Origin of the sequence: Arthrobacter globiformis, from assembly GCF_003261175.1 — a bacterium.
Lineage (GTDB): Bacteria > Actinomycetota > Actinomycetes > Actinomycetales > Micrococcaceae > Arthrobacter > Arthrobacter globiformis_A.
The window spans coordinates 30375-47278 of sequence record NZ_QLNP01000078.1 but is presented as its reverse complement, the minus strand read 5'-3'; the positions used below and the strand labels follow the sequence as shown (position 1 = coordinate 47278).

At 66.7% G+C, this 16904-nt stretch carries 14 protein-coding genes and 1 riboswitch; of the genes, 4 read left to right on the top strand and 10 right to left on the bottom strand.

Annotation, left to right across the window (positions count from 1 at the left end; genetic code table 11):
• Positions 1-10: 10 nt before the first annotated feature.
• The 3 genes from DBZ45_RS12280 to DBZ45_RS12270 all read right to left on the bottom strand — a co-directional run bounded on the left by DBZ45_RS12280 (position 11) and on the right by DBZ45_RS12270 (position 3462).
• Positions 11-1204, bottom strand: coding sequence for a fatty acid desaturase family protein (locus DBZ45_RS12280; RefSeq protein WP_111904186.1), 1194 nt, complete (start codon positions 1202-1204; stop codon positions 11-13).
• A 14-nt stretch (positions 1205-1218) separates the two neighbouring features.
• Entirely contained in the window at positions 1219-2337 is a 1119-nt protein-coding gene (locus DBZ45_RS12275) for a ferredoxin reductase (RefSeq protein WP_111904185.1), read from the bottom strand.
• 303 nt (positions 2338-2640) lie between these two features.
• The gene (locus DBZ45_RS12270; protein WP_111904184.1) at positions 2641-3462 is read right to left on the bottom strand and encodes an alpha/beta hydrolase; all 822 of its coding nucleotides are present in this window, start codon (positions 3460-3462) and stop codon (positions 2641-2643) included.
• 205 nt (positions 3463-3667) lie between these two features.
• On the opposite strand from DBZ45_RS12270, the gene DBZ45_RS12265 reads away from it, so the two are divergent.
• The 3 genes from DBZ45_RS12265 to DBZ45_RS12255 all read left to right on the top strand — a co-directional run bounded on the left by DBZ45_RS12265 (position 3668) and on the right by DBZ45_RS12255 (position 7376).
• Positions 3668-4774 (top strand): GTP pyrophosphokinase, encoded by a 1107-nt coding sequence (locus DBZ45_RS12265; protein ID WP_111904183.1) that lies wholly within the window; start codon positions 3668-3670, stop codon positions 4772-4774.
• Positions 4775-4780: 6 nt separating this feature from the next.
• Positions 4781-6283 carry a SulP family inorganic anion transporter gene (locus DBZ45_RS12260; protein WP_111904182.1) on the top strand — a complete coding sequence of 501 codons (1503 nt, stop codon included), beginning with the start codon at positions 4781-4783 and terminating at the stop codon, positions 6281-6283.
• 180 nt (positions 6284-6463) lie between these two features.
• Positions 6464-6629, top strand: a riboswitch (cyclic di-AMP (ydaO/yuaA leader).
• Between the two features lie 3 nt (positions 6630-6632).
• Positions 6633-7376, top strand: coding sequence for an NlpC/P60 family protein (locus DBZ45_RS12255; protein ID WP_111904181.1), 744 nt, complete (start codon positions 6633-6635; stop codon positions 7374-7376).
• Positions 7377-7616: 240 nt separating this feature from the next.
• On the opposite strand, the gene DBZ45_RS12250 is transcribed toward DBZ45_RS12255, so the two are convergent.
• The gene (locus tag DBZ45_RS12250; protein ID WP_111904180.1) at positions 7617-8756 is read right to left on the bottom strand and encodes a GGDEF domain-containing protein; all 1140 of its coding nucleotides are present in this window, start codon (positions 8754-8756) and stop codon (positions 7617-7619) included.
• 153 nt (positions 8757-8909) lie between these two features.
• Here DBZ45_RS12250 and DBZ45_RS12245 point away from each other — a divergent pair, with 153 nt between their 5' ends.
• Positions 8910-9929 carry a bile acid:sodium symporter family protein gene (locus tag DBZ45_RS12245; RefSeq protein WP_111904179.1) on the top strand — a complete coding sequence of 340 codons (1020 nt, stop codon included), beginning with the start codon at positions 8910-8912 and terminating at the stop codon, positions 9927-9929.
• Here the strand turns inward: DBZ45_RS12245 and DBZ45_RS12240 are convergent.
• The 6 genes from DBZ45_RS12240 to DBZ45_RS12215 all read right to left on the bottom strand — a co-directional run bounded on the left by DBZ45_RS12240 (position 9926) and on the right by DBZ45_RS12215 (position 16785).
• Positions 9926-11326: an LLM class flavin-dependent oxidoreductase gene (locus DBZ45_RS12240; protein ID WP_111904178.1), complete on the bottom strand. Its 1401-nt coding sequence runs from the start codon at positions 11324-11326 to the stop codon at positions 9926-9928. The genes DBZ45_RS12245 and DBZ45_RS12240 overlap by 4 nt on opposite strands.
• A gap of 33 nt (positions 11327-11359) precedes the next feature.
• Complete coding sequence (locus DBZ45_RS12235; protein WP_111904177.1) at positions 11360-12283, bottom strand: ABC transporter permease; 924 nt, start codon at positions 12281-12283, stop codon at positions 11360-11362.
• Complete coding sequence (locus DBZ45_RS12230) at positions 12283-13191, bottom strand: ABC transporter ATP-binding protein (protein WP_111904216.1); 909 nt, start codon at positions 13189-13191, stop codon at positions 12283-12285. The genes DBZ45_RS12235 and DBZ45_RS12230 overlap by 1 nt, the downstream gene beginning before the upstream one ends.
• A 359-nt stretch (positions 13192-13550) precedes the next feature.
• Positions 13551-14186, bottom strand: coding sequence for a LacI family DNA-binding transcriptional regulator (locus DBZ45_RS12225; protein WP_111904176.1), 636 nt, complete (start codon positions 14184-14186; stop codon positions 13551-13553).
• A 48-nt stretch (positions 14187-14234) separates the two neighbouring features.
• The gene (locus tag DBZ45_RS12220) at positions 14235-15059 is read right to left on the bottom strand and encodes a hypothetical protein (RefSeq protein WP_111904175.1); all 825 of its coding nucleotides are present in this window, start codon (positions 15057-15059) and stop codon (positions 14235-14237) included.
• 1 nt (position 15060) lies between these two features.
• On the bottom strand, positions 15061-16785 hold the full coding sequence (locus DBZ45_RS12215; protein WP_223257045.1) for a multicopper oxidase family protein: 1725 nt from the start codon (positions 16783-16785) through the stop codon (positions 15061-15063).
• Positions 16786-16904: the final 119 nt, after the last annotated feature.

The window sequence follows — 16904 nt, the reverse complement described above, 5'->3', positions numbered from 1 at the left end:
AGCTAGGCTGCTAAGCCTTCTTTCCCGGCAGCGCGAGTTTGAAGACCTTCGCCCAGGAGGATCCCACCTGCTTCAGCAGGGGCCCGGTGGTGTACGGGAGGCCGTAGCGCTGGCAGATTTCCTGCACCTTCGGCGCCACTTCCCCGTATCGGTTGGACGGCAGGTCCGGGAAAAGGTGGTGCTCGATCTGGTGGGACAGGTTCCCGGTCATGATGTGCATGAACTTGGAGCCGGAGATGTTGGCCGAGCCGATCATCTGGCGGACATACCAGTCGCCGCGGGTTTCGCCCTCGACCATTTCCTCGGTGAAGGTGTCCGTCCCTTCGGGGAAGTGTCCGCAGAAGATCACGGCGTGGGCCCACACGTTGCGCACCGCGTTGGCGGTGAGCGTCCCCATGAGCGCCTGCTTGCCCGAGCCGGTCAGCATGGCCACGGCCGGGGTGGCGGCATAGTCCTTGGTGAACTGCTTGAGGGCCTTGACGCCGAGGGCCTTCAGGTCCCGGACCATGGCTTCCTTGGACTTCTTGCCCTCCTGGTATTCGACGAGCTCCAGGTCGTAGACCGCGATGCCCCATTCGAAAATCGGCGCCAGGATCGCGTTGTACAGCGGATTACCCAGGTTGCGCGGGGTCCACGGCTGGTCCTCGTCCATGCGCAGCAGGTTGTATCCGACGTCGTTGTCCTTGCCCACCACGTTGGTCCAGCGGTGATGCAGGTCGTTGTGGGTGTGCTGCCACGAACGCGCCGGGGTCACGAAGTCCCATTCCCACGTGGTGGAGTGGATATCCGGATCGCGCATCCAGTCCCACTGGCCGTGGAGGATGTTGTGGCCGATCTCCATGTTTTCCAGGATCTTGGCGAGGCTGAGCAGGCTGGTTCCCGTGACCCAGGCGGCCTTGTTCCGGCTCACCAGCAGCGTCGCGCGTCCCGCGATCTCCAGCCCGCGCTGGATCTTGATCACCCTCCGGATGTAGGCGGCGTCGGAGGCACCGCGCTTGGCGAGGATCTCATCCTTGATGGCGTCCAGCTCGCGGCCGAGCTCTGCCACCTGCTCGTCGGAAAGGTGTGCGGCGGCGGGCGGGCGCACGGTGGGCCGGCCGGAGGCGGCCAGTGCCCCCGGTCGCGGTTTGGCAGCCGGCTTGTCCGTGGAGACGCCGGCGGTGGACTTCGTAGTCGCGGCTGTGCGATCGGATATTGCTGTCATGCTTGTGATGCTCCTCAGATGTCGAGGTTAACGGGTCCGGCGGCTGCCGAAACGCACGTCTGGATTAGTTGGCCCGGATCACCGTGGACTTCGCCGGTGCGCAGGTCCCGGACCTGCCCTGCGCGCAGGGGCAGCAGGCAGCTGTGGCAGATGCCCATGCGGCAGCCGCTGGGCATGAGGACCCCGGCGTCTTCGCCGACGTCAAGAAGGGGGGTATCGCCGTCGGCTTCAACCTCGCGGTCGGAGGCCTCAAAGGTGACCAGACCGCCGTCGTGCCCCTCCCCGGCCAGCAGGCTGGTGTTGAAGCGTTCGATGATGAGGTTGACCGGGTCCGCCGCGAAGGGGCCGGTGGCTCCTTCTGCGCGGGCTGACCTGGAGTCTTTGGGATGGGCAGCCGCTTCGGCGGCCCACAGTGCTTCTGCGTCATCGAGGAACCCTTCCGGGCCGCAGGCGTAGGCAGCGCGGCGGCGCCAGTCGGGGCACAGGCTGTCCAGTCCGGCGGCCGAGCCGAAGTCCATCCGGCCACGCTCCCCGGTAAACCAGTGGGTGACACGGAAGTTGGGAAACTGGTCCGCGAGCTCGGAAAGCTCCTCACGGAAAATGCTGTCCTCCGGCCTGCGGGCGGAATGGATCAGCACCACATCGGCGTCGGGGCGGTGCGGCACCAGTGTGCGGACCATGGACATCACGGGGGTGATGCCACTGCCAGCGGTGAGCATCAGGAGAGGCCGCGGATGTTCGGGGAGGACGAAGTCGCCCTGCGGCGGCGCCAGGAACAGCACGTCCCCGGGCCGGGTGTTGCGGACCAGGACGCCGGACACGGCACCCATGTCGCTCACGGTGATGGCGGGATCCTCCCCTGCCGGAGCGCTGAGCGAATAGGACCGCCAGTGCCGGACGCCGTCGAGCTCCACGCCGATCCGTGCCCACTGGCCGGCTTTATGGGCCTTCCAGCCGCGCCCGGGCCGGAAATGGATAGTGGCTGAGTCCGGCGTTTCGGGGACCACTTTGGTGACCACCCCGCGCAGCTGCCGGGCGGAGAACACCGGGTCAAAGAGCGCAAGGATGTCCTCAGGCGCAAGGGGGGTGGTCAGAACAGACGCCGCGCGCGCCAATTTGCGGAGCCGGATCATGCTGTCCGCTTCCTGCCGGGCTCACCCATGTGTATCTCCTAGTGAAACCCATGATCGAAATATGTTGACTATCCCCCAACTACAAGAGTCCACCATGCCGGTGCCACTAGCAACCGGCGTCCGCATCGCGGGGCGCTGGACCACGCGGGACAGGCGTGGCTCGTTGCGGGCCATGTGCAATATTCCTCCGTTGTGACGTCTACGGGCTTTTGCGGTAGATGATAAGCATACTGACCGCCGGAGTGCATGCACTCCCTGAGCCCACGTCAATGCAACGAACGGACGTCGGTGTAGTTCCCGCCCCTAGAGCTGCAGCAGCTCCTGCACCAGCTCGCGGCACTTGCGGTAGGACGGCGCCTTTGGGTCGATCAGCGAGAAGTGGTCGCCCGGGACCTTGACCACCTGGACTGGCGCCCCGGCCGCGCGGGCGGCGGTGGCGTAGGCCTCCGACTGGCTCATCGGTACGGTGTCATCGTCAAGCCCGTGGACCGCGTACACCGGAATGGCGAGCGGCACGGCGCTCATCGGGTCGGCGTACCTATGGCGCTTGGGATACCTCTCGGCGGAACCGCCCAGGAAGTTGCTGACTGCGCCGTTGCTGAGGTCGAGCCATTCCGCCTGGGCGAGGTGGAGCAGCCCGGACTGGCTGACCACGCCAGCCAGGTGGACGGCCTCACCGTTAAGGTTGCGGTCGACCTGCCGGTCGGCGTCCGCCGCGCCGAGTCCCGCAAGCCGGTCCCGGCCGGCCGCCCAGACGGCCAGGTGCCCGCCAGCGGAGTGCCCCAGCGCCACCACGCGGTTCAGGTCGAGGTCGTGCTCGCCGGCCACATCACGGAGCTTGTCGATCCCGGCGAGGACATCCTCGAAAGTCCGTGGCCACCCGCCGCCGTTGCCGGCCCGGCGGTACTCGAGGTTCCAGGCCACGATGCCGTGCGCCGCGAGGTCTTTCGCCAGCGGTTCGCCCAGTTCAGCGCCGTACTGTGAGCGCCAGTAGCCGCCGTGGATCACCACAACGATGCCGCGCGTCGATGGCTGCTTGCCGTTGCGTGAGGCGGGTGTTTCCGGCAGGAAGAGCTCGCCCCACTGGCTGGGGTGGTCACCGTAGTGGTACTTCTGCCGCTTCACTGCATCCTCCTAGGATCCTTCGAACGGGGCGCCGGGCCCCTCCTTGCCGCCTCCCGCGCGCCCGGGGGTCCGGGGTAGCAGGGCACAGCGGCGCACAACAGCCATGCTCCGAGCCTACATGGACGCCGCTCCCATGGGGCAGAAGGGACTGCAGTGGCGGGGGTGTCACCTCCCCGCTGTCACACCGCCTTGATAGTTTGGATCCATGGCAAGCAACTGGGATCGCCTGGACGTCACTCAGCGCGACTCCGTGCAGGAAAGCGTGGAACTCTATGAGCGCGTCCGGCCTGCCCTGAAGCTTGTCACCCGGGAAGTCCTGCAGATACTGCGGACCATGCTCAAGGACACTGAGGTCACGCCGCTCTTCGTCACAGGCCGGACCAAGTCGGTCGACTCTTTCCGCGAGAAGATCGCCCGGACCGAGGAACCGCTGGAAGAGGGCGGCCCGAGGCTGCTGAAGTTCCCGGACCCGTTCCGCACCCTCAACGACATGGTGGGCGTGCGCGTCATCACCAAGCTGCCGGCGGAGAACGCCCTGGTGGCCAACCTGATCAAGCGCCAGCGGCACCTATTCGACTGCCGCGGGGACAGGGAAAAGGACATTGGCTCGATCGAGTCCGGAACCTACGGCTACTCCAGCCGGCACCTGATCCTGCGCACCATCCAGAACGACGTCGTGAAAAACTACCAGCAGGTCTTCAACGCCGAAGCCCCGCCCAACGGCAGCTACTTCTTCGAATGCCAGATACGCACCGTGTTCGCGCACGCGTGGAGCGAGATCGAGCACGACATACGGTTCAAGGCCGAGGACCCGCGGGCATGGACGCCGCACTTCGACCGCCAGTTCACGGCCACCGCCGCCATGCTGGAGACGGTGGAGACCGCCTTCGCCGACCTGCATGAACGCTACGAGGAGGTCCGCAGCTACTGGGACGTGGACGGAGAGGGCGCCGCGCAGCTCACTCCCAACCGCATCCGCGACGTCTGGCGTACCCTGCTCCCGCACGTAGACCGTAAAGTGGATGACGACTGGGGATGGGCAGCCGAACTTTTGGCGGCCCACGGACTGAGGCAGACCGTCCAGCTTGCCGGACTGCTCAGCGCCAACCGGATCACCGAGGTCCGCAGGGCCCTGGACCACCGCTACTCCCCCGGCCCGGACCGCCTGCTGGATGACCTCCTGCTGTGGCAGTACGGCACCAAACACATTGACCTCACCGCCGAGGCGCCCGACGCCGTCCCGCACCCCCGGCGCGACAGCCTCCTGCGGCGGCTGAAGCAGATCGAGCGCTACCGCCAGACCAAGAAATAGAGTCCCATGAAGCCCGAACAGCTCCAGTCCGTCCGGGCCACGCTCCGCTCCCCGCGGCGCCTCAAGACCGAGGCCCTCGCCGGACTGGTGGTGGCCCTCGCCCTCATTCCGGAAGCCATCGCATTCTCCGTGATCGCCGGGGTGGACCCCCGGATCGGGCTGTTCGCTTCCTTCACCATGGCCGTCACCATCTCCTTCGTTGGCGGCCGGCCCGCCATGATCTCGGCCGCAACAGGCGCTGTGGCGCTGGTGATCGCGCCGCTGATGCGCAGCCACGGGCTGGACCACCTGATCGCCGCGGTGATCCTCGCCGGGATCTTCCAGATCCTGCTCGCAGTCCTGGGCGTCACCCGGCTCATGCGGTTCATCCCGCGCTCGGTGATGGTGGGCTTCGTGAACGCGCTGGCCATCCTCGTGTTCATGGCCCAACTGCCGGAACTGATCGGGGTTCCCTGGCCCGTGTATCCGCTGGTCGCCGCGGGCCTGCTGATCGTCGTCGGCCTGCGCCGGATCACGACGGCGGTGCCGTCACCTTTGGTGGCCATCGTCCTCCTGACGGTCCTCGCGGTGCTCGCCGGGATCAACGTCCCCACCGTCCAGGACAAGGGCCAACTGCCGGAAAGCCTGCCCATGCTGTTCATCCCTCAGGTGCCTCTGACGTGGGAAACCTTCCAGACCATCGCACCCTTTTCGCTGTCCATGGCGCTCGTGGGGCTGCTGGAATCCCTGCTGACTTCCAAGCTGGTGGACGACATCACCGATACGCGCTCCAACAAGACCCGCGAATCCTGGGGACAGGGCGTGGCAAATATCATCACCGGGTTCCTGGGCGGCATGGGTGGCTGCGCCGTGATCGGGCAAACCATGATCAACGTCAAGGGTTCCGGCGCGCGGAGCCGGGTGTCCACGTTCCTGGCGGGCGTCTTCCTGCTGGTCCTGGTGGTCGCCCTTGGCGACATCGTGGGCCTCATCCCCATGGCCGCCCTCGTTGCGGTGATGATCTTCATCTCGGCCATCACCTTCGAATGGCACTCGGTTGCGCCCGCCACCCTGAAGCGCATGCCCAAGTCGGAGACCGCCGTCATGCTGATCACCGTGGGCACGGTGGTGGTCACTCACAACCTGGCGATCGGCGTCGGCGTCGGGGTGCTGGCGGCGATGGCGATGTTCGCCCGCCGGGTGGCCCATTTCGCCACCGTGGAGCGGACAGAAGTGGAGCTGAACGGCCGGACTGCAGCCACCTACACGGTGGACGGCGAACTGTTCTTCGCCTCCTCCAACGACCTCTACACGCAGTTCAACTACGCCCGCGACGCGGAGCCTGACATCGACAAGGTGGTGATCGATCTGCACGCCTCGCACCTGTGGGATGCCTCCACCATCGCCGTACTGGACGCCGTCACGGAGAAGTACCGCAGGCACGGCCGTGAGGTGGAACTGATTGGCCTTAACTCCGCCAGCGTCCAGATGCGGGAACGTCTGGCGGGGAAGCTCAACGCGGCGGAGTGAGCATTATCACTTCATGACGCCCCCTGCCCCTACCTCACGCGGATCGGCCCACCTGGAAGCGACACGGAGCCGTTACCTGAATGTGACATTCGGAAAACCCTCCCGTACGGTGGAAAACGTGCCTTCTTCACCGACGAGGCACTCCCGCGCTGATTGCCTAACTCTGCCGCAGCCCGAGGAACCATTCGAAGACCCATGTCCGGCAGAGACGGGGAAACCACTTTTCGGCCCGCTTGAAGCGGGCCTTGGGGTGAAGCCGCACAGCTCCTGACCACGCTCAGGACCGCGGCCGGGTGCCTCCCATCCGAATCCGACAGCTCACCTCGCAGGCATCGGGAGAGGCTTCTTCATGTCGTTCCGCTTTATTTCTGGCCGCCGTGCTGCGGTCATCCTTGCAGCATCCGGCCTCGCCTTCACCGGCAGCGTCGCAGCCAACGCCGCCAACGCTCCGGCCCAGCAGGCCAAGGCTCCCGCCGCCGCCCCCGCGACGGCCGGCCAGGTCCAGGCTCCCCTGAACGCCGCCTCCAGCGTCAAGATCGCCTTTGAGCGCCCCGCGGTCAAGTCGGCTCCCGCTCCGGTGGCAGCGCCCATCGTCGAACGGCCGGCCGCGAAGAAGGCTGCGGCACCTGCCGCGGCACCTGTCACTGCCGCCCCGGCTGCTGCGCCCGCAAAGACTGCAGCAGCGCCGGCCGCAGCCGCCGCACCCGCACCTGCACCGAAGGTCACCGTCAAAGCCGCGGCTCCCGCGCCGAAGGCCCCCGTCAAGGCCGCCGCAGGCATCAACGCCACCATGCTGGCCTCCGCCTACGCCCAGATCGGCATCACGCAGGACTGCACCGCCATGGTGGAGAAGGCCCTCGGTGCCGCCGGCATCCGTGTTGGTGACCTCGCGCCGATGCAGTTCCTGAGCCACGGCAGGGTCGTCTCCACCCCGCAGCCCGGTGACATGATTGTGCAGTCCGGCCACGTGGCCATCTACGCGGGCGGCGGCAAGGTCATCAGCGGCGGCATGAACGGCATCAACGCCACCATGGCCCACCCGCTGTCCTGGCTCACGGCCACCGGTCCCGTCACGTTCGTGCGCGCGGCCTAGCAGAGCTGAGAGACCGCCGTGTTCCGCTGCCTTGGGGGCGGCGGAAAACGGCCCCAAGGTGCTCCCACCTTTCTATAAGGAGCAGGGAACACACTGGCTGTGCCTGATGAAGACCGCAGACTCCGGCTGCGAGTCAGGATCGCCGGGTCCGGATTGTCCCCCATGCATTCCGGGCCCGGTGCCTGCTTTTAACATCCGGTGCCTGGCTTAACACGACAGAACTTCGGCAGCAACTCCGGCTCAGCCCCTGACCGTGCGGTTCCGCCCCTGTGACTTGGCTTCATAGAGGGCGACGTCGGCAGCCGCGATGACCTCGTCGAGGTCGGCGGTTTTCGAATTGTAGGTGGAAATGCCGTAGCTGACGGTCGGCATCCGCAGCAGTTCGGGAATGTGCTGCTCTGCCAGCCTCCTGCTGATTTCACTCGCAATGATTTCCGCGCTCTTGGGGCCTGCGCCAGGGAGCAGGAGGATGAACTCCTCGCCGCCGTAGCGCCCGGCAAGGTCCGTGGACCGGACCGATGCGCCGCATGCCTCGGCAAAGGCCCGTAGAGCAAGGTCGCCCGCCGCGTGGCCGAAGGTATCGTTGACTGACTTGAAGTGGTCCAGGTCTGCCAGGATCAGCGACCCGCCGCTGTTGGCAGCCTTGCTGCGTTCCAACTCCCCGGCCGCCGCCGCTAAGAAGGCACCGCGGTTCAGGAGTCCAGTCAGCCCGTCCTGGGTGGCTACCGTGCGCAGCGCCCGGGTCTGCTGCTCGGTGCTCAGCCCCGCCATGCTGAAAGAAACCACCACCAGCAGCACCATCGTGACCATCGTCGTCACCGCGGACCCGAAGTATGTGACAAAGACGGGACCATCTTGCCCCTGAATGAGGAATACAACCAGCCGGCAGAAATAGAAAACCGCTACGCCGCCCGCAGCTATGGCCATGGGGATCCTGACCCGGGAGTACCCGGGTTCCAGCCGCCACAGCTCGTGCGAAGCCAAGCCAATCAGCACAGCCATGGACGCCAGGAACACGGCTCCACCGGCCCATGTATTGGATCCCGGATTGTCGGCCGCGGCGGCGGCGACGGTGATGGCCGGCAGCGCGACGGACAGCCAGATGTTGTGCTTCAGGTTGCGGAGGGAACGCGCACCGGCCCAGACCCCTGCCGCACCTGACACCAGCAGGAAGTCGCCCAGCGGATTGGCCCAGACCTGGTGGGGCGTGCCGTTGAGAAGCAACGACGCCGATCCCGAGAGGAACAGGAGCAGGGCGGCACACCACCACGCGCTGTAGGGCGAGCGGGTGCTGCGGAAGGTTGAAAAGTAGAACAGCAGCGCCAGCACCAGGGCCATCGCCGCGAAGGCAATCCGCAGTGTTGCCGTGTCTAGGATCATTCCGTCCCCTTGAATCCGATCCAGTGCACTCCAGTATCGCACCGGGAGCGCCCGGGGTCCCGCTGTACCGCTGAGAAATTTGCCAGCACGACACATTTGTCTGACATCAGTCATGAATTGGGCGGTGAGGATGTCCGGTGCCAGCATTATTGAATGCTTGAGGCAACAAAAAACCCCGCAACCGCTCCCTCTGCCACGGAGGCCGGCGATGCATCCCTCAACCCGGCCCTCGCTGCGGAAGCGAAAATTGCCCGCGTCGCCGTGACCGTCTTCCCCCTTCTGGTGCTCGCAGCCGGCATCGCCGGGTTCCTGCTTCCCGGCGCCTTCAAGCCGCTTGGCCCGGCGGTCCCGTACCTGCTGGGAATCATCATGTTCTGCATGGGCCTGACCCTGACTCCGCCGGACTTCGCCGCGGTTGCCCGCAGGCCCTGGGCCGTGGTGCTGGGCATCGTGGCCCACTACGTGATCATGCCCGGGGCCGGATGGGCGATCGCCACCCTCCTTCACCTGGAGCCCTCGCTGGCAGTAGGCCTGATCCTGGTGGGCTGCGCGCCCTCCGGCACCGCCTCCAACGTGATGGCGTTCCTGGCCAAGGGCGATGTGGCCCTGTCCGTCGCCGTCGCCAGCGTATCCACGCTCATCGCCCCGGTGGTCACCCCCGTCCTGGTGCTGTTCCTGGCCGGTTCCTTCCTCACCATCGACGCCGGCGGCATGGTGCTGGACATCGTCAAGACCGTGCTGCTGCCGGTGATCGCGGGCCTGCTGGCCCGGCTGTTCCTCAAGAAGCTCGTCGCGAAGGCGCTGCCGGCGCTCCCCTGGGCATCCGCCGTCGTTATCTCCCTGATCGTGGCTGTGGTGGTGGCGGGAAGCGCCAGCAAGATCCTGGCGGCCGGCGGCATCGTGTTCCTGGCCGTGGTGCTGCACAACGGATTCGGCCTTGGCCTCGGCTACCTGGCCGGCAAGCTCGGCCGCCTGGACGACAAGGCACGCAGGGCCCTCGCGTTCGAGGTCGGCATGCAGAACTCCGGCCTGGCGGCAACGCTCGCCACCGCCCACTTCACCCCCCTGGCCGCCCTGCCGTCAGCAGTTTTCTCGCTCTGGCACAACATCTCGGGCGCAATTGTCGCCGCCTGGCTGGCCCGGAAGCCCCTCCAGGAGAAACAGGAAGCCTAAACCGCAGCGTTAACCGCGAGTTCCCTGGCGGCCGGTTCACCGGAGTCAGCAGGGGCAAATCCGCTCGCGGGCCGCGGCAGCCCGTAGTGCTCACGCAGGGTGTGCCCCGTGTACTGCCGGCGAAACAGTCCGCGGGACCGCAGGATCGGGATGACGTGGTCCACGAAGGCGTCCAAGCCCGAAGGCAGCACCGGCGGCATGATGTTGAAGCCGTCGGCCGCGCCCTTCTCGAACCACTCCTGGATGGCATCCGCCACCTGCTCCGGCGTTCCGGAGAAGGTGCGGTGCCCGCGGCCGCCGCCGAGCCTGCCGATGAGCTGCCGGACGGTGAGCCGCTCGCGCCGGGCGAGCTCCACAATCAAGGTGTACCGGCTCTTGGCCCCCTCAATCGCATCCTCGGAGGGGAGGTCCTCGGGCAGTTGCGCATCAAGCGGCAGGGACTCGGGCGAGACGCGGAGGACTCCGGCCAGCTGCTTCCGTGCATGCTCAGGATGGATGAGCTCATCGAGCTGCTTATCCAGCCGCCGCGCCTCGTGCTCCGTGGAGCCGATGACCGGAACAATGCCGGGCAGAATCTTGATGTGTTCCGGGTTGCGGCCCACGGCGGCCGTCTTCCGCTTCAGGTCGGCATAGAAGCGCTGCGCCTCGGCCAGTGTCTGCTGCGCGGTGAACACCGCCTCGGCATAGCGGGCAGCGAAGTCCTTGCCGTCTTCGGAAGAGCCGGCCTGCACGATCACCGGGTGGCCCTGAGGTGAACGCGGCACGTCCAGGGGACCCTGAATCTGGAAGTAGCGGCCGGAGTGGTTGACGGCGTGGACGCGGGAGCTCTCACCCCAGACCCCGGCCGCCTTGTCCCCCACCGCGGCGTCGTCTTCCCAGCTGTCCCAGAGCTTCCTGGCGGCGTCCAGGAACTCGGCGGCGCGCTCGTAACGCCGCCAATGTGCTGGCTGGTCCTCCAGCGAGAAGTTCCGCGCTGCGGCCTCACCGGCCGTTGTCACCACGTTCCAGCCGGCCCGGCCACCGCTGATGTGGTCCAGCGAAGCGAACCTGCGTGCCAGGTTGTAGGGATCGTTGTAGGTGGTGGAGGCGGTGCCGATCAGCCCAATCCGTTTGGTCACGGCGGCGATGGCACTGAGCAGGACCGTCGGCTCGAGCGTCCCGTAGGGGCGCTGGCGCACGTCGCCGTGCAGCACGGGCGAGTCGGCAAAGAAGATCGAGTCGAAAGTGCCGCGTTCCGCGGTACGGGCGAGCTGCTGGAAGTGGGCCACCTGCGTTCCGGCGAAGCTGTCGCTTTCGGGCAGCCGCCACGACGCCTCATGGTGTCCGGTGCTCATCAGGAAGGCATTCAGGTGGAGCTGGCGTGCGCCGCCGGCCTTGGCAGTGGTGCGTTCAGGCATGATTTGGTTCCTTGGGTTGGGAGGGCGGGCGGTTCAAGCGGTCCGGGATCCGACGGCGGTCCGCCAGCGGGAGAAATGGCGTTCGACGCCGACCAGCAGGTAGTTGACCAGCAGGCCGAGGAGGGACACGGTCAGGATGCCCGCGTACATGTCCGGGATGAGGAAGCTCATCTGCGAATTGACGATCAGGTAGCCCAGGCCAGCCTTGGCGCCGACCATCTCGGCTGCGATCAGGACGAGGATGGAGGATGTGCCGGCCATCCGGATGCCCGTGAAGATGGTGGGCACGGCGGACGGAAGGATCACCTTCTGGAAGAGCTGGAAGTTGGACAGTCCCAGTGAGCGGGCGGCCCGGATCAGCAGCGGGTCGACCGTCCGGACGCCGGCAATGGTGTTCAGCAGCACCGGGAAGAATGCCGCGTAGGCCACGATGCTGATCTTCGAGGTCTCGCCGATGCCGAGCAGCAGCGTGAACACGGGGAGCAGGGCCAGCGCCGCCGTGTTCCTGAAGACTTCCAGCAGCGGGTTGAGGAAGCGGTCAAGGGCTCCGTACCAGGCCACGAGCAGGCCGAGGGCCACGGCCGTGACGACGGCGATGCCGAAGCCGCTGGCGGACCGGCTCAGGCTGGCGGCGAGATGGTTTTGCAGCTGGCCGTTTCCGATGAGTGTGCCCAGTGCCTCGAGCACTTCGTGCAGGGGTGGAAGGAAAACCCTCGTCGATGCCGGAGCGAGGTAGGTGGGTCCCAGTTCCCAGAGCAGCAGGAACAGGATGATCGCACCGGCACCCCACACAGCTTTGCCGCCCTGCAGGGCATACCTGCGCAGCGTGGCCGCCGGGGACTTGCCGGGACCGGGACGCAGCGCCGGATTTCGCTCCGTCGTAGCCTCCCCGGCCGCCGCCGCGGACCCGGACTGGGTTTCCGTTTTCGTTTCCTTGGTCAGTGTTGGCGTGCTCATCAGGCTGCCTTTCCGGTGGTGATGGTCCTGGTTTCGTCCGGTGCCGTTCCGTCGGGCTGGATCTTCGCGTGGCCGGCTTCCTGGGCGCGGCGTACCTCGTCATGCAGCAGGGACCAAACCTTGTGCCGGTGTTCCACGAATGCCGGGTTGGAGCGGACGTCCTCGTCACCGGAGCGGTCTCCAAGGTCGATGTCCACGATTTCCTTCAGCCGCCCCGGCCGGGAGCTGAGCACGGCCACCCGCTGGCCCAGGTACACGGCCTCGTCGATGCCGTGGGTGATGAAAATGATGGTCTTGCCCGTGGCGGCCCAGATCCGGAGCAGTTCGGTCTGCAGCTGCTCGCGAGTTTGGGCGTCCAATGCGGCGAACGGTTCATCCATCAGCAGGATGTCCGGCTCATAGGCCAGGCTGCGGGCGATGGCCACGCGCTGCTTCATGCCGCCGGACAGTTCATGGGGGTAACGGTCTCCAAATCCGCCGAGGCCAACAAGCTCGAGGTATTCGCGTGCCTTCTCGGCCCGCTCCTTGCGGCTGTAGCGCTTCCCGTCGCTGCCCACGCCTTCCAGCCCGAAGGACACGTTCGCCGCCGCGGTGCGCCAGGGAAACAGCGCATACTGCTGAAAGACGACGGCGCGGTCCCGGCCCGGGCCTGCCACTTCCCGGCCGTCCACCAGCACCTGGCCGGTGTCCGGCTTGGTGAGTCCGGCCAGGAGGTCCAGGAGTGTGGTCTTGCCGGAGCCGCTGGGGCCCACCAGGGTGATGAATTCGCCTGCGGAAACGTCGAGGGAGATGCCGTCCAGGGCGGTCATGACCGCCCCATCCGGGTTGTCCTTGCTGGGCCGCACCGTAAACTTCTTGGTGATGTTTTGAAGGCTGATTTTCGGTATCGGCCCGGTTCCGGAGGTCATGGTGTGCTTCCCTTCATCAGGTCGTTCAAGGCGTTTGTTGTCCACCATGAGAGCAGAGATGGACCACCGCCTGAAGGGCGCGGTCACGAAGGGAAACGGGGCGTAACCTGCCGCGGGGGCCGCGTTTTGGGGCTTCGGGACGCGCGGGGACTCGCGGGGAAACAGGGCGTAACGGCGGGCGTCTTCCGGTGACATCGGATGACGCATGGCGGCAGGAACGGACCGCGGAGGCGGCTGATGTTGCGCCTGGCTACGGACCATGACGTACCGGCGTCGTCCGTGCCGTGCACGGTAGGCGGGCTGGGGCCAGGCCCGATTGTTACGCGGCTGCCGGTACCCGGTTCTGGATCACCGGGCTCCTAGAAGACCGGGATCTGCTCGGCAAAAACACCGGCGGCGGACAACACCTCGTTCAGCAGCAGCGCACCGTAGCCAAACAGGGCATTCCCGCTGAGTCGCTTCCACGGGGCCGGCTGGCCGGCGGCCTGGGCATAGCCGGCGATCCGGTCGATGAGCAGCGCGACGGCCTGTTCGGCCTTCACCGATTCGGAGATGACCACCTGCGCGATGCCGCGCCTGGCCAGCTCCGCGATGGCCTGGTCCTCTTCCTCCGAGACGGGGAGGACGCCCACGATGACGCCGTCGGCACCGCCGGCCAGCATGAATTGCCGCCACGACTGGCCGAGCAGGATGACCGGCTGGTAGCCGTGCCGCGGAAGTATCGCGGCGGCGGCTGCGGCGAGCGCACGGTCCGGCGGCCATTCCAGGTCCTCAATGGCGATGGCCACCAGATCCGTCCGGCCGCGGCGCATGCCGCGCGCTGCCTGATTGGGCACGTAGCCAAGATCGTCGACGGCGGCCATGACGCGCTCCTGCGTGGACTGGCTGATCCGCGTGGTGCCTCCGCTCCTGCCGGACAGCACGTAGGACACCGTCGTCAGTGAGACCCCGGCCCGTTCGGCAACGTCCCGGATGGTGGGCGATATGCTTCTCACTGTTTCTCCTGTCCTTGCAGTGCACAGCTTCTGTTTGGAAGTGGTGTATCACTCCGTGTGCGGGTGTATTGCCTGGCCTTCGAGCCGCTCCGCGTCCCACGGCGGTTCGGCGGCCATGTCCACGCCTGTTCCGGACGCGGACCTGGGCCCGACGCTCACGTTGGCGGCGGGAATGTGTGCCGGCCGGCTGATGCCCTCGCGGACACTCTCGACAGTTTCGTCGCCGAGCAGGGGGCCCGTGTAGCTGATGCTGAGCTGCCCGCCCCGCACCTGAGTGCTGTAGTTCCCGAGCGCGTCGGAGACGATGCCCTCCCGGTCCACCGCGGCAGAAACGGCTCCGGGGTCCGCTGTGGCAACGTTGAAGCGCAGGTCATGCACCAGGACGGGCAGGACATAGAAGTTCTTCACGCCGAGCTTGCCGGTGTCCTCCTCGGTGACTGCCCGCACAATGGTGCGTCCGTCGTCGGGAGTGGCAGTTGACGGAAGGGCCACGATGACCTCGGGGACCATCTGCTGCAGCACGGCGGGCTCGAGCACGTCAGGCGAGACGGCGGACAGCGCGGTGCCCCGTGCCGCGGCGGCCGCGTCCAGCCGCTTGCGGATACCGGCGACGTCGGCATCCAGCCCGGTGTGCACCGCGATCACCACCCTGCGCCGGACCATCAGGCCGTCGTAGCTGACGGTGGGCCGGCCGTTGCCCAGATCCTGCCCTTCCTCGGCCTGTGCGAGGACCCGGTCCGCTGTGTTGGCGGGGCTGCTCGTGGGCGGGGCGGGTGCCGGGTTGGCTGCCGGACTGGCCTGGCCGCCGCCGGTGCAGCCGGCCAGGGAGAAGGCCAGCAGCACCGCCGGTGCGATCAGCAGCGTCCGTCTCATGTCACGTCCCCGCCGGGTAGGCCAGCTTGTACTTCGACGCGTAGTACCCCTCGGGCCGGGTTTCCAGCACGGGCTTGTCGGCATTGATGGGGTCGTTGTTCCGCAGGTCGCCCACGGAGAACTGGACCATCATGTCGTGGTCCTCGTGGACGAGGTTGTGGCAGTGGACCATATACCGGCCGCCCAGGTGCTTGCCGGTGTCGAACTGCATGAGGACCGTGACCGACTCGTTCTCGCCCGCGTAGAAGACGTCCTTCGGACCGCCTTCCCACGCGAACGGTTTGCCGCCGTTGGTGTTGCGGCCGATGATCTTGCCGTCGATCAGATGGATGTGGACCGGATGGAACCAGCCGCCGGACTCGTTGACGATGGTCCACTGCTCCACCTGGTTGCGCTGCGGGTTGCCGAAGCACCGGGTGAAGTTGGATTTTTCCACGTCGTCCCAGGTTTCACCGTTGATGGTCCATTCGCCGCCCTCCCGCTGAACCCGGAGGATCCTCTTGGCGACGGCCATGTCCGGGGTCAGGGCCATGGTGTCCAGCCCGCCGGTGGCCCGGCTGGGGTGCGGGCCGGGGTCCAGCGTGGTGGGGATGGAGGATATTGAGCGGGACCCTGGCTGGGCGGCGGAATCGGCCACCACCTGGAACTTCATGACCTTGCCGGTGTTGGCGAAGTTCACGTTGTTCTTGTTGCTCAGGTTCCGCAGCTCCACAGACTGGCCCGGCTTGTACTTCCGGAAGTCGATCAGCACCTCGTAGCGTTCGGCTGTCCCCTGCCGCCAGGAGGACACCGCCTGCACCTTCGGGGTCATTCCGGCGTCGGTGCCCACCACGTGGAACGGATCGCCGTTGGACAGGGCGAAGCGGTAGGAGCGGGTGATCGAGCCGACCAGGAACCGGAACCGGTATATCCGCGGCTTGACCTTCATGGTGGGCCACGGAACCCCGTTGACCATGATGATGTCGCCCCACAGCCCGGCGTGACCGTTGTCGTTGTAGCCGAGGGACCCGTCGGCGTTGAGCATCACGTCCGAGACCAGGATGGGCACGTCGAACTCGCCCTGCGGCAATTGTGCCTGCTCACCCGCACTGGTGATGGCGTAGGTGGACGCGAGCCCCGAGTACACGCCCTGAGCGGTCAGCATGTGGTTGTGGTCGTGGTACCAGAGCGTCCGCGCCGCCTGCCAGTTTGGATAGTGGTAGTTCTTCACCTTGCCGGGTGCAGTGCGGTCGTTGGCGTACCCGTCATACTGGGGCAGCGACGCCGAGCCGTGCAAGTGGGTAACCGTGTTGAAGGTGTTCGGGTAGAGCAGGCCCGTCGCGGGCAGGCGGTTACTGATCCTCAGCTCGGAGCGGGTGCCCTGCTGCACGCGGATGGTGGGGCCCGGGAAAACGCCGTTGTACCCCGCCAGGGTGGTGCTGAGCCCCCGTGCGATCTGGGCCTTGCCCAGTTTCTGGTTCAGTGCATATTTCGCAAACGGCGTGCCGTCCCCGTCCCGGCCCGTGGCGTAGGGGAGCAGTTCCGGCGGCCGCCGGAAGACGGTGGTGAACGGAACCGGCATGTTCGCCGGGGCGAGCCTGCTTGGCGTGACAACCGTTGTCTCATTGTCGTCTGCACCCCGGCGGCCGGGCACACCCGCGATGGCCGGCCCTGCGGTTGATGCTGTGGCGGCGACGGCGCCGCCCAACAGGCTTAGTTTCAACACGTCCCTCCGTGTTGCTGCCATGACGTCCTCCCAGCTGGTTGTGATGGCCTTTAGCGACAGCGTTGGCGCTGGCCTTGTGTGGAACCACAGTCATGGTGCGCCCCGGGACTCCAGAAAACCTTGGGAAGCGGCGTCCTCGG

Bases quoted from the DNA above. Each gene is read 5' to 3' on its own strand.
- DBZ45_RS12250 (WP_111904180.1), bottom strand. From the start codon at position 8,756: ATGATCCTAGACACGGCAACACTGCGGATTGCCTTCGCGGCGATGGCC.
- DBZ45_RS12255 (WP_111904181.1), top strand. From the start codon at position 6,633: ATGTCGTTCCGCTTTATTTCTGGCCGCCGTGCTGCGGTCATCCTTGCA.
- DBZ45_RS12230 (WP_111904216.1), bottom strand. From the start codon at position 13,191: ATGACCTCCGGAACCGGGCCGATACCGAAAATCAGCCTTCAAAACATC.
- DBZ45_RS12220 (WP_111904175.1), bottom strand. From the start codon at position 15,059: ATGAGACGGACGCTGCTGATCGCACCGGCGGTGCTGCTGGCCTTCTCC.
- DBZ45_RS12235 (WP_111904177.1), bottom strand. From the start codon at position 12,283: ATGAGCACGCCAACACTGACCAAGGAAACGAAAACGGAAACCCAGTCC.
- DBZ45_RS12215 (WP_223257045.1), bottom strand. From the start codon at position 16,785: ATGGCAGCAACACGGAGGGACGTGTTGAAACTAAGCCTGTTGGGCGGC.
- DBZ45_RS12260 (WP_111904182.1), top strand. From the start codon at position 4,781: ATGAAGCCCGAACAGCTCCAGTCCGTCCGGGCCACGCTCCGCTCCCCG.
- DBZ45_RS12280 (WP_111904186.1), bottom strand. From the start codon at position 1,204: ATGACAGCAATATCCGATCGCACAGCCGCGACTACGAAGTCCACCGCC.
- DBZ45_RS12275 (WP_111904185.1), bottom strand. From the start codon at position 2,337: ATGATCCGGCTCCGCAAATTGGCGCGCGCGGCGTCTGTTCTGACCACC.
- DBZ45_RS12265 (WP_111904183.1), top strand. From the start codon at position 3,668: ATGGCAAGCAACTGGGATCGCCTGGACGTCACTCAGCGCGACTCCGTG.
- DBZ45_RS12245 (WP_111904179.1), top strand. From the start codon at position 8,910: ATGCTTGAGGCAACAAAAAACCCCGCAACCGCTCCCTCTGCCACGGAG.
- DBZ45_RS12240 (WP_111904178.1), bottom strand. From the start codon at position 11,326: ATGCCTGAACGCACCACTGCCAAGGCCGGCGGCGCACGCCAGCTCCAC.